The organism is Prochlorococcus sp. MIT 1342 (assembly GCF_047304495.1).
Taxonomy (GTDB): Bacteria; Cyanobacteriota; Cyanobacteriia; order PCC-6307; family Cyanobiaceae; genus Prochlorococcus; species Prochlorococcus marinus_D.
This window is the reverse complement of sequence record NZ_CP138957.1, coordinates 2,241,982-2,256,711: the sequence shown is the minus strand read 5'-3', so window position 1 is coordinate 2,256,711 and position 14,730 is coordinate 2,241,982. Positions and strand designations below refer to the sequence as shown.

14 protein-coding genes are annotated in these 14,730 nt (G+C 53.9%); 6 read left to right on the top strand and 8 right to left on the bottom strand.

Annotated elements, in window-relative coordinates:
* Positions 1-85 precede the first annotated feature (85 nt).
* The 5 genes from urtA to urtE all read left to right on the top strand — a co-directional run bounded on the left by urtA (position 86) and on the right by urtE (position 5,266).
* Positions 86-1,381: an urea ABC transporter substrate-binding protein gene (gene urtA, locus SIB79_RS11530; RefSeq protein WP_063398606.1), complete on the top strand. Its 1,296-nt coding sequence runs from the start codon at positions 86-88 to the stop codon at positions 1,379-1,381.
* A 98-nt stretch (positions 1,382-1,479) separates the two neighbouring features.
* Positions 1,480-2,634, top strand: a complete 1,155-nt coding sequence (locus SIB79_RS11525; RefSeq protein WP_011131592.1) for an ABC transporter permease subunit — start codon at positions 1,480-1,482, stop codon at positions 2,632-2,634.
* Positions 2,635-2,638: 4 nt separating this feature from the next.
* Positions 2,639-3,766, top strand: coding sequence for an urea ABC transporter permease subunit UrtC (urtC, locus tag SIB79_RS11520; RefSeq protein ID WP_063398607.1), 1,128 nt, complete (start codon positions 2,639-2,641; stop codon positions 3,764-3,766).
* On the top strand, positions 3,763-4,515 hold the full coding sequence (gene urtD, locus SIB79_RS11515; protein WP_063404437.1) for an urea ABC transporter ATP-binding protein UrtD: 753 nt from the start codon (positions 3,763-3,765) through the stop codon (positions 4,513-4,515). The genes urtC and urtD overlap by 4 nt, the downstream gene beginning before the upstream one ends.
* A 43-nt stretch (positions 4,516-4,558) precedes the next feature.
* On the top strand, positions 4,559-5,266 hold the full coding sequence (gene urtE / locus SIB79_RS11510) for an urea ABC transporter ATP-binding subunit UrtE (RefSeq protein WP_011131589.1): 708 nt from the start codon (positions 4,559-4,561) through the stop codon (positions 5,264-5,266).
* Positions 5,267-5,296: 30 nt separating this feature from the next.
* Here urtE and SIB79_RS11505 read toward each other — a convergent pair whose 3' ends face one another.
* The 3 genes from SIB79_RS11505 to queC are packed head-to-tail and all read right to left on the bottom strand — an operon-like array spanning position 5,297 to position 8,171.
* Positions 5,297-6,157 (bottom strand): aminotransferase class IV, encoded by an 861-nt coding sequence (locus tag SIB79_RS11505; protein WP_063404439.1) that lies wholly within the window; start codon positions 6,155-6,157, stop codon positions 5,297-5,299.
* The gene (locus SIB79_RS11500) at positions 6,154-7,494 is read right to left on the bottom strand and encodes an anthranilate synthase component I family protein (RefSeq protein WP_063404441.1); all 1,341 of its coding nucleotides are present in this window, start codon (positions 7,492-7,494) and stop codon (positions 6,154-6,156) included. Before SIB79_RS11500 ends, SIB79_RS11505 begins: the two co-directional genes overlap by 4 nt.
* The gene (queC, locus tag SIB79_RS11495) at positions 7,491-8,171 is read right to left on the bottom strand and encodes a 7-cyano-7-deazaguanine synthase QueC (protein ID WP_063405329.1); all 681 of its coding nucleotides are present in this window, start codon (positions 8,169-8,171) and stop codon (positions 7,491-7,493) included. The genes SIB79_RS11500 and queC overlap by 4 nt, the downstream gene beginning before the upstream one ends.
* Before the next feature lie 27 nt (positions 8,172-8,198).
* On the opposite strand from queC, the gene SIB79_RS11490 reads away from it, so the two are divergent.
* The gene (locus SIB79_RS11490) at positions 8,199-8,732 is read left to right on the top strand and encodes an ecotin family protein (RefSeq protein WP_063404443.1); all 534 of its coding nucleotides are present in this window, start codon (positions 8,199-8,201) and stop codon (positions 8,730-8,732) included.
* Between the two features lie 3 nt (positions 8,733-8,735).
* Here SIB79_RS11490 and SIB79_RS11485 read toward each other — a convergent pair whose 3' ends face one another.
* The 5 genes from SIB79_RS11485 to aspS form a co-directional block, all read right to left on the bottom strand.
* Positions 8,736-9,416 (bottom strand): 7-carboxy-7-deazaguanine synthase QueE, encoded by a 681-nt coding sequence (locus tag SIB79_RS11485; protein WP_063404445.1) that lies wholly within the window; start codon positions 9,414-9,416, stop codon positions 8,736-8,738.
* Positions 9,413-11,089, bottom strand: a complete 1,677-nt coding sequence (locus SIB79_RS11480) for a CTP synthase (RefSeq protein WP_063404449.1) — start codon at positions 11,087-11,089, stop codon at positions 9,413-9,415. The genes SIB79_RS11485 and SIB79_RS11480 overlap by 4 nt, the downstream gene beginning before the upstream one ends.
* 37 nt (positions 11,090-11,126) lie before the next feature.
* Positions 11,127-11,609 carry a Dps family protein gene (locus tag SIB79_RS11475; protein ID WP_063404451.1) on the bottom strand — a complete coding sequence of 161 codons (483 nt, stop codon included), beginning with the start codon at positions 11,607-11,609 and terminating at the stop codon, positions 11,127-11,129.
* A gap of 29 nt (positions 11,610-11,638) precedes the next feature.
* Positions 11,639-12,769, bottom strand: a complete 1,131-nt coding sequence (locus SIB79_RS11470) for an RNA polymerase sigma factor, RpoD/SigA family (RefSeq protein WP_063404453.1) — start codon at positions 12,767-12,769, stop codon at positions 11,639-11,641.
* A gap of 68 nt (positions 12,770-12,837) precedes the next feature.
* A complete protein-coding gene (gene aspS, locus SIB79_RS11465) occupies positions 12,838-14,658 on the bottom strand; it encodes an aspartate--tRNA ligase (protein WP_063404455.1) in 1,821 nt (606 codons plus the stop codon).
* Positions 14,659-14,730: the final 72 nt, after the last annotated feature.

Below are 14,730 nucleotides of genomic sequence, written 5' to 3'. Positions count from 1 at the left end.
ACTACAGAATCATGCCTGGCTGATCTTTACGTTCCCCAGGCCGCCCGAATAGGCGTGCTCCATATTCTGCCTATCTACGGTTTCAATGAACGTTTCATTCTCAAAGCGCCTTGTGGCTGGCTTCGCCGCAACCGCCGTTGGTGTCAGCATTACGGCTTGCGGTGGTGGTAGTGATAAAACCGCTAATACCGATTTCGACGACACGGTCACGGTTGGTATCCTCCATTCCTTAAGTGGCACCATGGCCATCTCGGAGTCCACCCTTGTGGACACCGAGAAAATGGCGATTGAAGAGATCAACGCTGCCGGTGGTGTTGAAGTTGATGGCAAGAAATACAAGATCGACTACATCGTTGAAGATGGCGCTTCTGATTGGCCAACCTTCGCTGAGAAGTCCAAGAAGTTGATCGATCAAGATAGTGTTCCTGTTGTCTTTGGTGGTTGGACTTCCGCAAGCCGTAAGGCGATGCTGCCGGTTTACGAATCGAAGAATGCATTCCTCTATTACCCGATTCAGTACGAGGGCCAGGAGTGTTCCAATAACATCTTCTACACAGGTGCGACTCCGAATCAGCAGTCGGAGCCTGCAACCAAGTTCATGTTCGAGAAGTCGCCCGCTGCTGGCAAGCCCTTCTTCCTTGTAGGTTCTGATTACGTTTTCCCTCGCACCTCCAATACCATCACTAAGGAGCAGGTCAAAGCTCTTGGTGGGAAAGTGGTTGGAGAGGATTATTTGCCACTCGGCAACACTGAAGTGGCGCCGATCATTGCCAAGATCAAGAAGGCATTGCCTGATGGTGGTGTGATCATCAACACCCTCAATGGTGACCAGAATGTCGCTTTCTTTAAGCAAATTCAGGATGCCGGACTTACTCCTGACAATGGCTACTACGTGATGAGCTATTCCATCGCGGAAGAAGAGATCAGCACGATCGGGCCTGAGTTCCTTGAGGGACACTATGGGGCTTGGAATTACATGATGTCGATTGATACGCCTGCTTCGAAGAAGTTTGCATCTGACTTCAAGGCCAAATATGGCAATGATCGTCAGGTTGCTGACCCTCAGGAGTCGGCTTACAACATGGTGTATCTGTGGAAAGCTGCGGTAGAGAAGGCCAATAGCTTTGATGACGACAAGGTACGTGAAGCTTTGATCGGAATTGAGTTTGATGCGCCTCAGGGTCCTGTGAAAGTGATGCCAAACCATCACCTGTCCCAGACTGTACGTATTGGCAAGATCACCAAAGATGGTCAGTTCGAGATTCTCGAAGAGACCGACGGCCCTGTGGCTCCACAGGCTTGGAACCAGTTCGAGCCCAGTTCTAAGGGCTATGCTTGCGACTGGACTGATGCCAACAAAGGCGAGAAGTACAAGCTTTGATTGCCTCGCCAAGGCGTTTCTCCGCTTTGGCATTGTTTGGGAGGAGTCCGGAAACGGGCTCCTCCTTTCGTCGTTTTTCCGGTCTCTGATCTTCGCCCGTGCAACTGCTTCTTGAAAGTCTTTTCAATGGTGTGGCCATCGGCTCGGTGCTGCTGGTTGCTGCCCTCGGACTGGCGATAGTCTTCGGCCTGATGGGTGTCATTAACCTCGCCCATGGCGAGTTGATCATGCTCGGGGCCTACACCACTTATGTGGTACAGCTGATCTTCAAGCTGCCTGCTCTGCAGCCTTTCTACAACGCTTATGTGTTGGTGGCGATTCCTCTGGCCTTCATCGTTAGTGGTGTGGTTGGTATCTTGCTAGAACGCACCGTGATTCGTCGTCTCTACGGCAACCCGTTGGAGACATTGTTGGCGACATGGGGCGTTAGCCTGATTCTGCAGCAGTTTGTGCGCAGTTTTCCATTGGCTTATGCGGCTGGCTTGGTGCTGGCGTTAGTGCTTGGCTTCAGTCTGCCGATCATTCTTCCTGACAAGCTTTTGCAGGGGCCGCGGGCCCGCCTGGTGCGTGCTGGAAGCTGGCTTGTGTCGGCTCTGGCTGGGGTGTTACTTGCGGGTGGTTTGGCCTCTCAGATCAGTCGCATCGCTCGTGCGACCTCTCGCAATGTCGATGTCACGGCACCTAAGTGGATGCGTGGGGGGATTGAACTGTCGGGCATGACCTTCCCCGTACCACGCTTGGTGATCATTGTGATCACGATCCTCGCTGTACTCGGTATCACCTGGTTCTTGAATCGCAGTGTGTGGGGGATGCGCATCAGGGCAGTGACTCAGAATCGTTCCATGAGTGATTGCCTTGGCATCTCAACCGATACTGTGGATGTGCTTACCTTTGGTATCGGCTCCGGTTTGGCTGGCATCGCTGGGGTAGCGGTGTCTTTGTTGGGATCCGTGGGACCCAACGTCGGCACTTCTTATATCGTTGGTTGCTTCATGGTGGTAGTGCTTGGAGGTGTGGGAAATCTGTTCGGCACCGTGTTGGCCTCCTTTGCTATTGGGGTGCTAACAGACCTGATCGGGGCTGGCCGTTTGCTTAGTATCTGGCCTTCGATGCCTGCGCCTTTGGCGAGCGTGGTTGATTTTTTTGCTACCACGAGCATGGCCCAGGTGATGGTGTTTGCGCTGATTGTGGTGTTCCTGCAGTTCCGACCTGCTGGTCTGTTTCCCCAGAGGGGACGCATGGTGGAGGCTTAAATCGATGTTGCAAGCGTTTCAACAACGCCGTTGGCCCCTAGTGATTGTCTGGGTCTTGATCATTGCTGCGATTGTGGCGGCGCCTGCAGTGGTGTCGGTATTTGGGCTCAACCTGCTCGGTCGTTTTCTCTCTCTCTCGATCGTGGCCCTCGGCATCGATTTGATTTGGGGTTTTACAGGCTTATTGAGTTTGGGTCAGGGCATTTTCTTTGCGCTCGGTGGTTACGCAGCCGCAATGTACCTTCAGCTCAACAGCTCGAGCGAACAACCCAACGGGATTCCAGAGTTCTTCGGCCTTTATGGGGTGGATCAATTGCCTGGATTTTGGCAGCCGTTTCATTCGCCTTGGTTCACGCTGATTGCCATCTGGTTGATCCCTGCACTGCTTGCCGCGCTGTTAGGCAACTTGGTGTTCCGCAACCGGATCAAGGGAGTTTATTTTTCGATTCTTACCCAGGCCGCCTTGCTGGTTTTCTTTAATTTCTTCAACGGACAGCAGAAACTGATCAATGGCACCAACGGTCTTAAGACCGATGTCACAGAGCTTTTTGGACAGCAGGTGGGCTCTGCATTCATGCAGCGAGGCTTCTTCTGGTTAACGGCCGTGATGGTGATCCTGGCCTGGTTGGCTGTGCGCTGGGTGGTGCGTGGCCGTTTTGGTGAAGTGTTGATCGCCATTCGCGATGATGAGCCGCGTTTGCGTTTTGCTGGTTACAACCCCACCTTGTTTAAAACCATCGTGTTTGCGATGGCTGGTGGCTTGGCCGGCATCGGTGGTGCTCTTTACACCGTGCAGTCCGGCATCGTCTCGCCTCAATACATGACGGTTCCCTTCTCAATCGACATGGTGATTTGGGTGGCAGTGGGCGGACGCGGAACTTTGATTGGTGCCATTCTTGGCGCTCTAGTCATTAATTTGGCGAGGAGCCAAATCAGCACGGTTTGGCCAGAAGGCTGGCTATTTATCCTGGGAGGCTTGTTTATTCTCGTCGTTACGGCACTACCAGAAGGTGTTGTGGGCTGGTGGCAGGCGGGTGGGCCACGAAACCTGCTTACTCGCTTGGGTGTCGCGCGCAGGATCGGCACCTATCCACGCTTGGAAATGGATGGCAAGGAGGAGGCGAAGTCATGACAACTGCTTTGCTTGAGCTGCGTCAAATCAGTGTCAGCTTTGATGGCTTTATGGCACTGCGTGATCTCAATCTCAGCCTGCAGCCAGGAGAATTACGTGCCGTGATTGGTCCCAACGGTGCAGGCAAGACCACCTTCCTGGATGTGATTACTGGCAAGCTTCGACCAACGGCTGGTGATGTTTTGTTTAAGGGCCAATCTCTTTTAAACAAGCCGGAACACAGGATTGCGCGGCTTGGGATTGGTAGGAAGTTTCAGAGCCCGAGAGTCTTCGAAAACCTCACTGTTGAGGAAAACCTCGCCTTGGCGGTCAGTGATCCAAAGCGCCCTTGGCCACTTTTAAGCGCAGGTCTTAATGCTGTTGAGCGCGATCGCATAGCCCATTTGATGGGTATCGTTTCGCTGCAGACACGTGCGCATCAAGTTGCTGGATCGTTGTCTCATGGGCAGAAGCAGTGGTTGGAGATCGCCATGCTTGTGGGTCAGTCACCTGACCTGTTATTGGTTGATGAGCCAGTTGCTGGTTTGACGGATGAGGAAACAGATCTCACTGCGGATCTGCTCAAGTCTCTCGTTGGTGATCACACTGTTTTGGTGATTGACCATGACATGGAGTTCATCCGGCGCCTGGAGAGTCAGGTTTCTGTTCTTCATCAGGGCCACGTTCTCTGCGAGGGCACGATGGATCAGATTCAGTCTGATCCACGCGTGATCGAGGTGTATCTAGGTCGTAATGAGGAGGTTGCCTGATGCAGCGCTTTCTACCTATGCAGTTCATGATTCTCTGCAGCCGATGACCATTCTTGAGATCCGTGGTCTAAACACCTACTACGGTGAGAGCCATATCCTTAGGGATGTCGACCTCACTGTGAAAGCTGGTGAGATGGTCTGCTTGATTGGTCGCAACGGTGTGGGCAAGACCACCTTGTTGAAATCATTGATCGGTCTGTTGCGTCCTCGGAGTGGAGAGATTCTGTTTAATGGTGAAGGCTTGGATCGCCATCCTCCGCATCAGCGGGCCCGTGCGGGCATTGGTTATGTGCCTCAGGGGCGAGAAATTATTCCCCATCTGACGGTGGAGGAGAACCTGATGCTAGGGATGGAGGCATTGCCCGGCGGCTTGGCGCGAAACCACAGCATTGACCCGCTTGTTTATGAGTTGTTCCCGATCTTGCAGGAGTTTTTGCCGCGTAAAGGCGGAGACCTAAGCGGTGGGCAACAGCAGCAGCTTGCGATTGCTCGGGCTCTGCTTGGTAAGCCGAAATTGCTCCTGCTAGATGAACCGACGGAGGGTATTCAGCCCAATATCGTTCAAGACATTGAAAGGGCTGTTCGACGCATCATTGCCGAGACAGGGATTGGCGTTCTTTTGGTAGAGCAGCATCTTCACTTTGTTCGTCAAGCTGATCGCTACTACGCCATGCAACGAGGTGGCATTGTGGCCAGTGGTCCGACCAGCGATCTTAGTCAGGCAGTGGTGGATCAATTCCTAAGTGTATGAGTGCGTATGGAGATGTTTAGGGCTGGGGCATTAATCTGTATGTCTGGGAGAAGTGTCAGTGTTGTTGGCTTTTAAGAGGGAGTACCAAAGGCCTTCAGGATCCGACCATGCTCTGAGCAGATGATCATCGAGCTTCACGATGGGTTGGCAGCTGAGGCTATTAATCAGTAGCCATTGATCATCTTTTTCTGGTGTGGCTTCTAGTTGAGTTTCTTGCAGCCATCCTTGTTCGAGGCCCTGTTGTCGCATGACACCTGGTAGACAGCCACTAGCAAGCCGAGGTGTGAGCCAATGATTGTTTCGTCGCACGATGAGGTTGGCGGTACTGCCACAACAAAGTTCACCGCTTGTGCTGAGCAGGATGGCCTCATCGCAATTCGCTTTCTGTGCTTCGTGGCGGGCCTGTATCGCTTGACCGTAGGCGAAGGTTTTGCAAAGACTCAAGCAACTATTGGCGTTGCGACGCTCATGGCAACTGATGATCGTCGTAAGTGGAGTAAAGCAGGGCTGCATTGCATTCAGCTCTAGCCAGAAGCGATGGGTTGTTGAACTCGGGTTGCTCTGGGGCAGACTGATGCCTCGGCTTGACCTATCGCCACGGCTCCAGTTTAGGCGCAGGGCCCCATTGCCATTGTCCAAGTTGCATTGTTTCAGGCCCTCTTTGATCAGAGGTGTCAACCATTTCGCTGTAGGCGGGGGGGCCATCTCTAGTAGGCATGCGCTGGTCTGCCAGCGGCTGAGATGAGCATTGAGGAGTTGTGGATGTCCATCAAGGATCAGAATTGTCTCAAAGATGCCATCGGCAAGCTGCAGGCCTCGATCTCCTAGAGGAAGAGCGAGCTCCGCAGTGCTCCCCCAGCTGCCATCGATCCAGGCAATCTGGTTTTTCATTGCAGTGCCTCCAGTAGTGGCAGCAGTTTCCAGTTCAGCTCATCAGCTTCGCAATAGGGGTCGGAACCGGTCACGATGCCGCAGCCGGCATGGGCTCGTAACGTGTTTCTCTCGAGCAACATCGAGCGAATCAGAATGCTGCTGTCGAGCTGCCCATCCCAGTTGAGATGCAACAACGAACCGCAATAGGGCCCGCGTGCTGTTGGTTCCAGTTCGTTCAGGCGCTGACAGGCGCGCAGCTTGGGGGCACCGCTGATGGAGCCTCCCGGCCAACAGGCTTGTAGTAGGTCTACCCAAGATTGGTCTGATCGAAGCCGTCCTTGCACTACTGAGGTGAGGTGATGCACATGGGGAAAACTCTCAAGGCCTACCAATTCAGGCACTGTGATGGAGCCGGGTTGACAGACTCGCCCTAGATCGTTGCGTAAGAGATCGACGATCATCACGTTTTCAGCTCGGTCTTTGCTGCTGCAAACAAGATCAGCTGCCAGATCAGCGTCTTGGCTTTGGTTGTGGTGGCGAGGTCGGGTTCCTTTGATTGGTCGCGTTTCAACTTCTCCTGTGGGGAGTGCTTTTAGGAAACGCTCTGGAGAGGCGGAGATCACGGCTTCACCGTTTGCAAGGCCTGCAGCTATCACTAGGCCGGCAAAGGGAGCTGGGTTGTGGTGGCGAAGTTTTAGGAAAAGGTCTACGGCGAAGCTTCCTGAAGGGATCGTGGTGGTACAGCAAGCGCTGAGATTGGCCTGGAAAATATCGCCGCTGGCAATCCAATGTCTGATCTGCTGCACATCACGTGCATAGTCAGCTCTAGTGGTGAGCCATTGCCATGCATTGACGGGAATGTTGAGGTCTGTTGTTGCAAGTAACGACTCATCTTTGCTGCTTTTAGGTGCATCTTCAGGTGGGTTGGCTTCTAGCCAGTTAGCTAGTTCTTGCAGTCGTTTGGGATCACACCCTTCGATCCAGAGCTGATGCTTTTGAAGGTCGAATCGCAGTACAGGGTCATGTTGCGCCATCCACAGAGTCGCCATGGAATCTGCTTTCCAGGGATTTTTGGGTTCTATCCAGGCTGCTGCTTCGTAGCTGAGCCAGCCTGTCCAGTGGCCTGGTTCTAGATCACGTAGGGCTTCGAATGGGTTGCTGGCGTCTTTTTCGCCAGGGATGCCTCGGCAACAAATCTGATTAATGGGATCGACTGCCAGAGTCGCCCAACGACCTAGACCACTGCCGTCTCCATCCAGCCAGACAAGCCCAGCTTCTCCCCAAGTTTTGGTGAGTTGTTTTGCCAACATCGCTGGTTCTTGCCAGCGGCAAAATCGCCGCTCCAGAGAAGTCATGGTGTTGGCTTGCTGCAGAGATCTGATCTGCCAGCCTCGCTCAAAGCTGCATCGCGGATGCGGCAGCTGTCGCATATGCCGCAGGCATGATCGCCTCCGCTATAGCAGCTCCAGGTTTTATCGATCGGTACTCCGAGTCGAAGTGCTTCTTGCACAATCTGTTTCTTGTTCCAATCAATTAAAGGAGCCCAGAGTTTGATTCCATGTCCTTCACGGCCAGCTTTATTCGCCAGATCAGCCAAGCTCTGATAGGCCCTGAGATAGTCAGGTCTGCAGTCTGGGTAGCCGGAGTAGTCCATGGCATTTATCCCTAACACCAGCTGATTGGCATTACGGGCTTCGGCAAGACTGAGGCCAATGGCAATGAAGACCGTGTTGCGTCCAGGTACGTAAGTGTTGGGGATCACTCCGTCAACGACTCCTTCACTGGGTACTGTTTGCGTTAGATCGGTGAGGGAGGAGCCTCCCCAACTGCCAAGGTTGACACTGATTACATGGTGTTCGCTTAGACCCATGTGGGCCGCTAGCGCGTCAGCGGCTTGCAGTTCTTTGCGATGTCGTTGCCCGTAATCGAACGAAAGTCCGATGACCTTTTGACCTGCTTCCACTGCCAAGGCAGCGGCAGTGGCGGAATCAAGACCTCCTGATAGCAGGGCAATGGTTGTTGAGTGGATCATGCTGGACATTCTCTAGCGCTTGTTGGTATGCAGGCATCAATTCAGAACAGAATCTTTTTCGGGCTGGTTGTTTTGTGGTCGACGACAGTGTTGGAACCCCTGCGGGCAATACCACGGCTTGATTTGAATGATTACCCGCAGCCGATTGCTGGACAGCAACGCTGGGTGATTCAGCTCCCAGGGTTGCTAGCAAAAAGTTCTGATCCTGGCCTGTCCACTAATGCTGTGGATTGGCGGGTCCAGTTGATTGTGGGTCGAACGATCCAATTGGACTGCAATCAGTATCACTTGGCTGGTCAAGGGCTGAGGATGGAGCGGCTTCAAGGAGCTGAGCAGCGGATGCTCTATAGCGTTGCAGGTGCAGTCAAGGTGATGTCCACCCGCATGGTTTGTCCTCTTGATGAGCCGATGCGTGAGAGCTTTCTTATTCTTGGCAGTAACCCCTATTTGGTGCCCTATAACGCCTCCTTCCCGATAGTGGTTGATGTACCTGGTGGCTTAGAGGTGCGTTGGCGGTTGTGGAAGGCTGAGATCACTCAGCGGGAGGCAACCAAGCTTTGAGTTTCAACGTATACCAAGCCACTTGTGGGTTTGCATGCTGAGTCTCCAGTGGGGATGACTTTGTATGTGCTCGAAAGCTAGTTGTTGACCTGTTGTTGTCTCCCAGCCAGGTTGAAGGAAGAGTAGTGGTTCCTTTGATGTGTTGCTGAGGTGTGATTGTGAGGCGTTGTCGTTCTTTCTCGCTTCTAAGGCAGCTTTGGCCATCTCTTCGGCGAAGTTCAGATCGTCTGTTTCATGAACTACAACTTTAAGCTCATGACAAGCTGCTAATAAGTCTGTGCGAGGTGGCGCATGGCGTTTTGGTGAGAGGGTGATCCATGTGGGAACACCGCTGAGCCGATTCACTCCGCTGGTTTCTAGATGGATTGGCAATGGCCCGTCGGGGCTTGTTTCTGTGGCCCTGTGTAGGGCTTCACATAGGGGAGCGATGTTGTGTTGCAATGGCTCACCCCCGGTCAACACCACAAAGGCCGCGCCATTTTTTGCTGCTGTTGCTGCTTCCACTGCTAGTTCTTCAAGCGCGATTTGCGGATGGTTCCTCGAGTTCCAAGAGTGCTTGGTATCGCACCATGAACAGCCGACATCACAGCCGGCGAGCCTGATGAAGAAGGCGCTGCGACCGACATGGGCTCCTTCTCCTTGTAGGGAATGGAAGGTTTCTACTACCGGCAGATTGCCGGTCATCCAATCCGGCTGGGTTGCTCCTGAGCGGAGATGTTGGTTTGGCTTTGTCGGCGTAGGGCTTCGTCAGGTGAGGCTGGTAGTCGTAGTTGAGCTGCCTCGATTAATCCCCGGAAGAGGGGATGGGGTTTTCCGGGTCGGGATAGAAACTCAGGGTGGTATTGGCAGGCTGTGAAGAAGGGATGACCTTTCAGCTCGATCAGTTCTACGAGGCGTCCATCGGGTGAGCTACCGCTGATGGTGTAGCCGGATTCAATAAATAGGTTGCGGTAGGAGTTGTTGAATTCATAGCGATGGCGGTGGCGCTCGTAGACAACCTGTTCGCCATAAAGCTTCTGAGCCAACGTGTCTGGTGCGATGCGGCATGGATAGACTCCAAGCCTCATTGTGCCGCCTAGATCTACGACGTCTTGTTGCTCTGGCAGGAGGTGTATAACAGGATGGCTGGTGTTGGGCTCCAGCTCGGAACTGCTGGCTCCAGTGAGTCCTGCCTGGTTGCGTGCCCACTCGATCACAGCGCATTGCATGCCTAGACAAAGCCCTAGGAATGGCACTCGTTGTTCTCTCGCCCAGCGAATGGCAGCAACTTTGCCATCGACGCCGCGGTTACCGAAGCCTCCAGGAACTACAACAGCATCCATTCCTTTGAGTAGGCTTTCAGGACCATTCGTTTCGATCTGCTCGGCGCAGACCCAAGACAGCTCGAGGGAGGCATCTTGGGTGAGGCAGGCATGGCGCAGGGCTTCTACTACTGAAAGGTAGGCGTCGTTGAGTTGCACATATTTTCCGACTAGGGCCACCTTCACAGCGGGACCTGGGTTGCGCAGCTTATGAACCAGCTGAACCCAGCTTTTCATGTCGCTGTCATGGTCAGTCAGGTTGAGTACATCCAGCATTTCTAGACAGAGGCCCTCTTCCTCTAGTGAGATGGGTACGGCATAAATGCTGTCGGCATCAAGGGCAGGGATGACGGCCCGGTTTGGTACCCCGCAGAAGCCTCCAATTTTGCTTTTTAGGTCTTCATTGATTGGGCGGTCGCTGCGGCAAACCAGTACATCTGGTTGGATGCCGATTGCGCGCAGCTCCTTGACGGAATGCTGTGTGGGCTTGGTTTTGAGTTCACCGGATGTGCCGATGAACGGGAGTAGGGTCACATGGATGTAGGCGAGGTCGTTGCGTCCTACGTCACCACGGAATTCACGGATTGCTTCGAGGAAGGGCAGAGATTCGATGTCTCCGACAGTGCCGCCGATTTCTGTGATCACGACATCTGCACCACTATTGGATGCTACTCGGTGGATGCGTTCGCGAATCTCGCCAGTGATGTGGGGGATCACTTGCACAGTGCCGCCGTTGTAGTCGCCGCGGCGTTCCTTATTGATGACTGCTTGATAGATCGAGCCAGTGGTTACGCTATTGAGGCGTGACATGGCTGTGTCAGTAAAGCGCTCGTAGTGCCCAAGATCCAAGTCGGTTTCGGCGCCGTCTTCGGTGACGAATACTTCACCATGTTGAAATGGACTCATGGTGCCTGGGTCCACATTGAGGTAGGGATCCAGCTTCAGGATCGAGACGCTGTAGCCACGCGACTTGAGTAAGCGACCAAGGCTTGCGGCCACAATTCCCTTGCCGATGCTTGATACGACTCCACCGGTAACAAAGACGAACTTGGCCATGAATTTCAGGCTGATTCTTTAAGTTAGCTCGGCTTTCTCATGGTTCCAGCAGGCTACGCAGCATCCAGGCGGTTTTTTCGTGAATCTCAAGCCGCTGCGTTAATAGATCGGCGCTGGGTTGGTCATTGGCGGCTTCAGCCAGTTTGAAAATTTCCCGAGCGGTGCATGCCACTTCTTTATGACCATCGACCAGCTCGCGCACCATCTCGAGGGTGGCGGGATGGTGCTCCGCTTCCTTGATCGAAGTGAGTTGTCCGAGGGTATTGCCGCCGAAGGGTGCCAGAAAACCAAGGGCACGAATGCGTTCGGCGATCACATCGAGGGCATTCCAGAGCTCGGTGTATTGCTCCATAAACATCAGGTGGAGCGTGTTGAACATCGGGCCGGTTACGTTGCAGTGGAATCCGTGGGTTTTGCCGTAGAGCACATAGGTATCGGCGAGAACCCTTCCAAGTCCGTCAGAGATTGCCTGTCGTTTGTCTGCTGGGATGCCGATTTCAAGGAAGGAGGTCTGAGGTATTGAAATTCAGTGCGTTTGTGAAGTGTTAATCAGGAATCGAGATTTTGAATGTAGTCCCGTACCTTGCAGCGACGTTGCGGTTGACGCAATTTCAAGAGGGCATGGGTTTCAATCTGACGCACTCGTTCTCGCGATAGATGCATTGCCTCGCCAATTTGCGTCAGGGTTTGCGGAGTGTCGTCTTCAAGTCCAAAACGTCGTCTGATGACTGTCGCTTCGCGGTTGCTTAGTTCATCCAGCAAGATTTCAAGGTCGTTGTGCAATTGATCGCGGGTGAGTTTCTCCTCTGGGGTCGCGTTGCTGTCTTCCAGCAGATCGCCGAGTTGGCTGTCTTGTTCTTGGCCTATTCGAGTGTCCAGGGAGATCGAACGTGGAACCCTCATTAGGGTTAGGCGCACTGTTTCTTCACTAAGGCCAAGTGCCTTGGCGAGATCGGCAATCGAAGCTAATCGTCCTTGGTTGCTAGCAATCTCCTGTTGAACCCGTTTGATGCGGTTGAGTTTTTCGGTGATGTGCATCGGCAGTCGGATCGTCCGACTTTGCGTCGCAATGGCCCTGGTGATGCCCTGACGGATCCACCAGTAGGCGTAGGTGCTGAAGCGGAAACCTCTAGTGGGGTCGAACTTCTCTACTGCGCGTTCCAAGCCCAGGGTGCCTTCTTGCACCAGATCCAGCAGCTCTATGCCCCGTTGTTGATATTTCTTGGCTACAGCCACCACAAGTCGAAGATTGGCCTGGATCATCTGATCCTTGGCACGCCGACCAGCTCGCAAACTTCGCTTGAGTTCCAAGGGATCAAGACCAGTCAGGGCTCCCCAGGTTTTGTAACCAGTCTCGATTTTCTCTTGCAGCTCGGCCAGGCTGAGCCCAGCAGCCATCGCCCATTCCTGTTTGGTGGGCCAGTGGCATGAATGGTTTGCTTCTCGTTGCTGCAGCTCCTCCAGTCTTTGTAATTCTTTGATCGCTTCTTGGTTGGAGGCCAGTTGCCTTTCCTGTTTGAGTAGGGCTTCCCTGCGCTGTACAAGTCTCGCCAGGGTCACTTCCTCTTCATTGGTTAGTAGCTCTACGCGTCCAATGTCCTGCAAGTAGAGACGCACAGGATCTGTGCTGCCGCTTCTGCGGACTCGGGAAGTCTTGGTTTGCTGGGGGCTGCTCTTCAAGGGTTGCCCGCGAAGATATGCCTTCAGGGTTAATGAAGACGCCCCTTGTTGTCTGGAATGCGCTGAATCTATTCGGGATCGACCCAGGTGCTTTCTACATGCAGTTCCTCTAATTGATGGTTGGAGACACCTGCGGGGGCTTGGGTCATCAGGCAGCGAGCTTGTTGGGTTTTTGGGAAGGCAATCGTGTCGCGGATCGAGTCTTCTCCTGTGAGCAGCATGACGATCCGATCCATCCCGAATGCCAAGCCGCCATGAGGTGGGGCTCCCATCTCAAGGGCATCGATGAGGAAGCCGAATTGTTGATTTGCTTCTTCTAGGGGCAGACCGATGGTTTGCAGCACTTGTCGTTGCAGTTCGGCGTTGTGGATGCGCAGTGATCCGCCGCCAAGCTCCAGCCCATTCAAGACAAGGTCATAGGCCTGAGCACGGGCTTGAGGTAGGAGCTCCATCCAGGCGTCGGGATCGTCGCCAAGATCGTCTTTATTTGGTGCACAGAAGGGATGATGGAGAGCCTCAAGGCGGTTTTCTTCTGCGTTCAACTCGAACATCGGGAAGTCCACGACCCAGAGGAACTGCCATAGCTTGTTGTCTTGGTCTGTGGGGATCAGGCCCAGCTCGCGGCCCAGGAATTGCCGCACCCGGTCAAGGGCGCTGTTGACGGTGGCGGTCTTGCCCGCTCCAAACAAAATCAGGTCACCCGCTTTGGCTCCAGTCTGTTTCAGCAGGGCTGCCTTTTGTTTGCTGTTGAGGTTGTCTTTGATCGCACCGATGCTGTCGATCTCATCGGAATCGCGTACACGGATGAAAGCCAGGCCACCGGCCCCAGCTTTTTGGGCTTCGTTGAAAATGTCTCCGCCGGGTTTGATGCGCACGTTGCTGATCAGGTCATTCCCGTTTGGCACAGTGATGCACTTCACGGAGCCTCCAGCGGCTATGGCCCCGGAGAAGACTTTGAAGCCCATGTCTTTGAGGATGTCGCTGACATCATTGAGCTCCATTCCATAGCGGGTATCGGGCCGGTCGGTGCCGTATCGGTCCATGGCCTCATGCCAGGTCAATCTTGGGAAGGGAAGTGGTAGGTCAATGCCCTTCACTGCTTTCCAGATGGTGGCGATCAGTCGTTCATTGAGCTTGAGGATCTGTTCTTGATCCATGAAACTCATTTCGATGTCCAGCTGGGTGAATTCCGGCTGCCTGTCGGCGCGTAGGTCTTCATCGCGGAAGCAGCGAGCGACTTGGTAGTAGCGCTCCAAGCCGCCCACCATGAGTAATTGTTTGAACAGCTGGGGGGATTGAGGCAGAGCAAACCATTCACCGCTGCATACCCTTGAAGGCACTAGGTAGTCGCGGGCTCCTTCGGGAGTGGAGCGTGTGAGAACAGGAGTTTCCACTTCGATGAATCCCTCGTCTTCTAAAAAACGACGAGCCGTTTTAATGGTTGTGTGGCGTAGCTGGAGATTGCGGCTCATTCGCTCCCGGCGCAGATCCAGGTGGCGGTGACGCAGACGTAGCTCTTCTTTGACGGGTTCTTCGTCGTGAATCGAGACCGTAAAGGGCAGGTTGCCTGTGACGGGGTTGAGTACCTCGAGACCATTGGCTAGTACCTCAATCTCGCCGGTGCTGAGTTTGCTGTTGATTGCATCGGCCGGCCTGGGTCTGACCAGACCCGTGATCTGCAGGACGGTTTCATTACGCAGGCTCTCTGCGCTTGCGAAGAGCTCAGCACCTTGATCGGGATCCACGGTGATTTGTATGGTTCCACTGCGGTCTCGCAGATCGATGAAGATCACTCCGCCATGGTCTCGACAGCGGTCAACCCAGCCACACAGTTTCACGTTGGAGGCGATGTGCTTACTGCGCAGTTCGCCGCAACCGTTGCTGCGCATGGGGAAGGCTTCAGGATGAAAAGCGAGTTTCCCACAGGGGCTTGTTGCCGCTTATTAGAACGACCCGTTTTG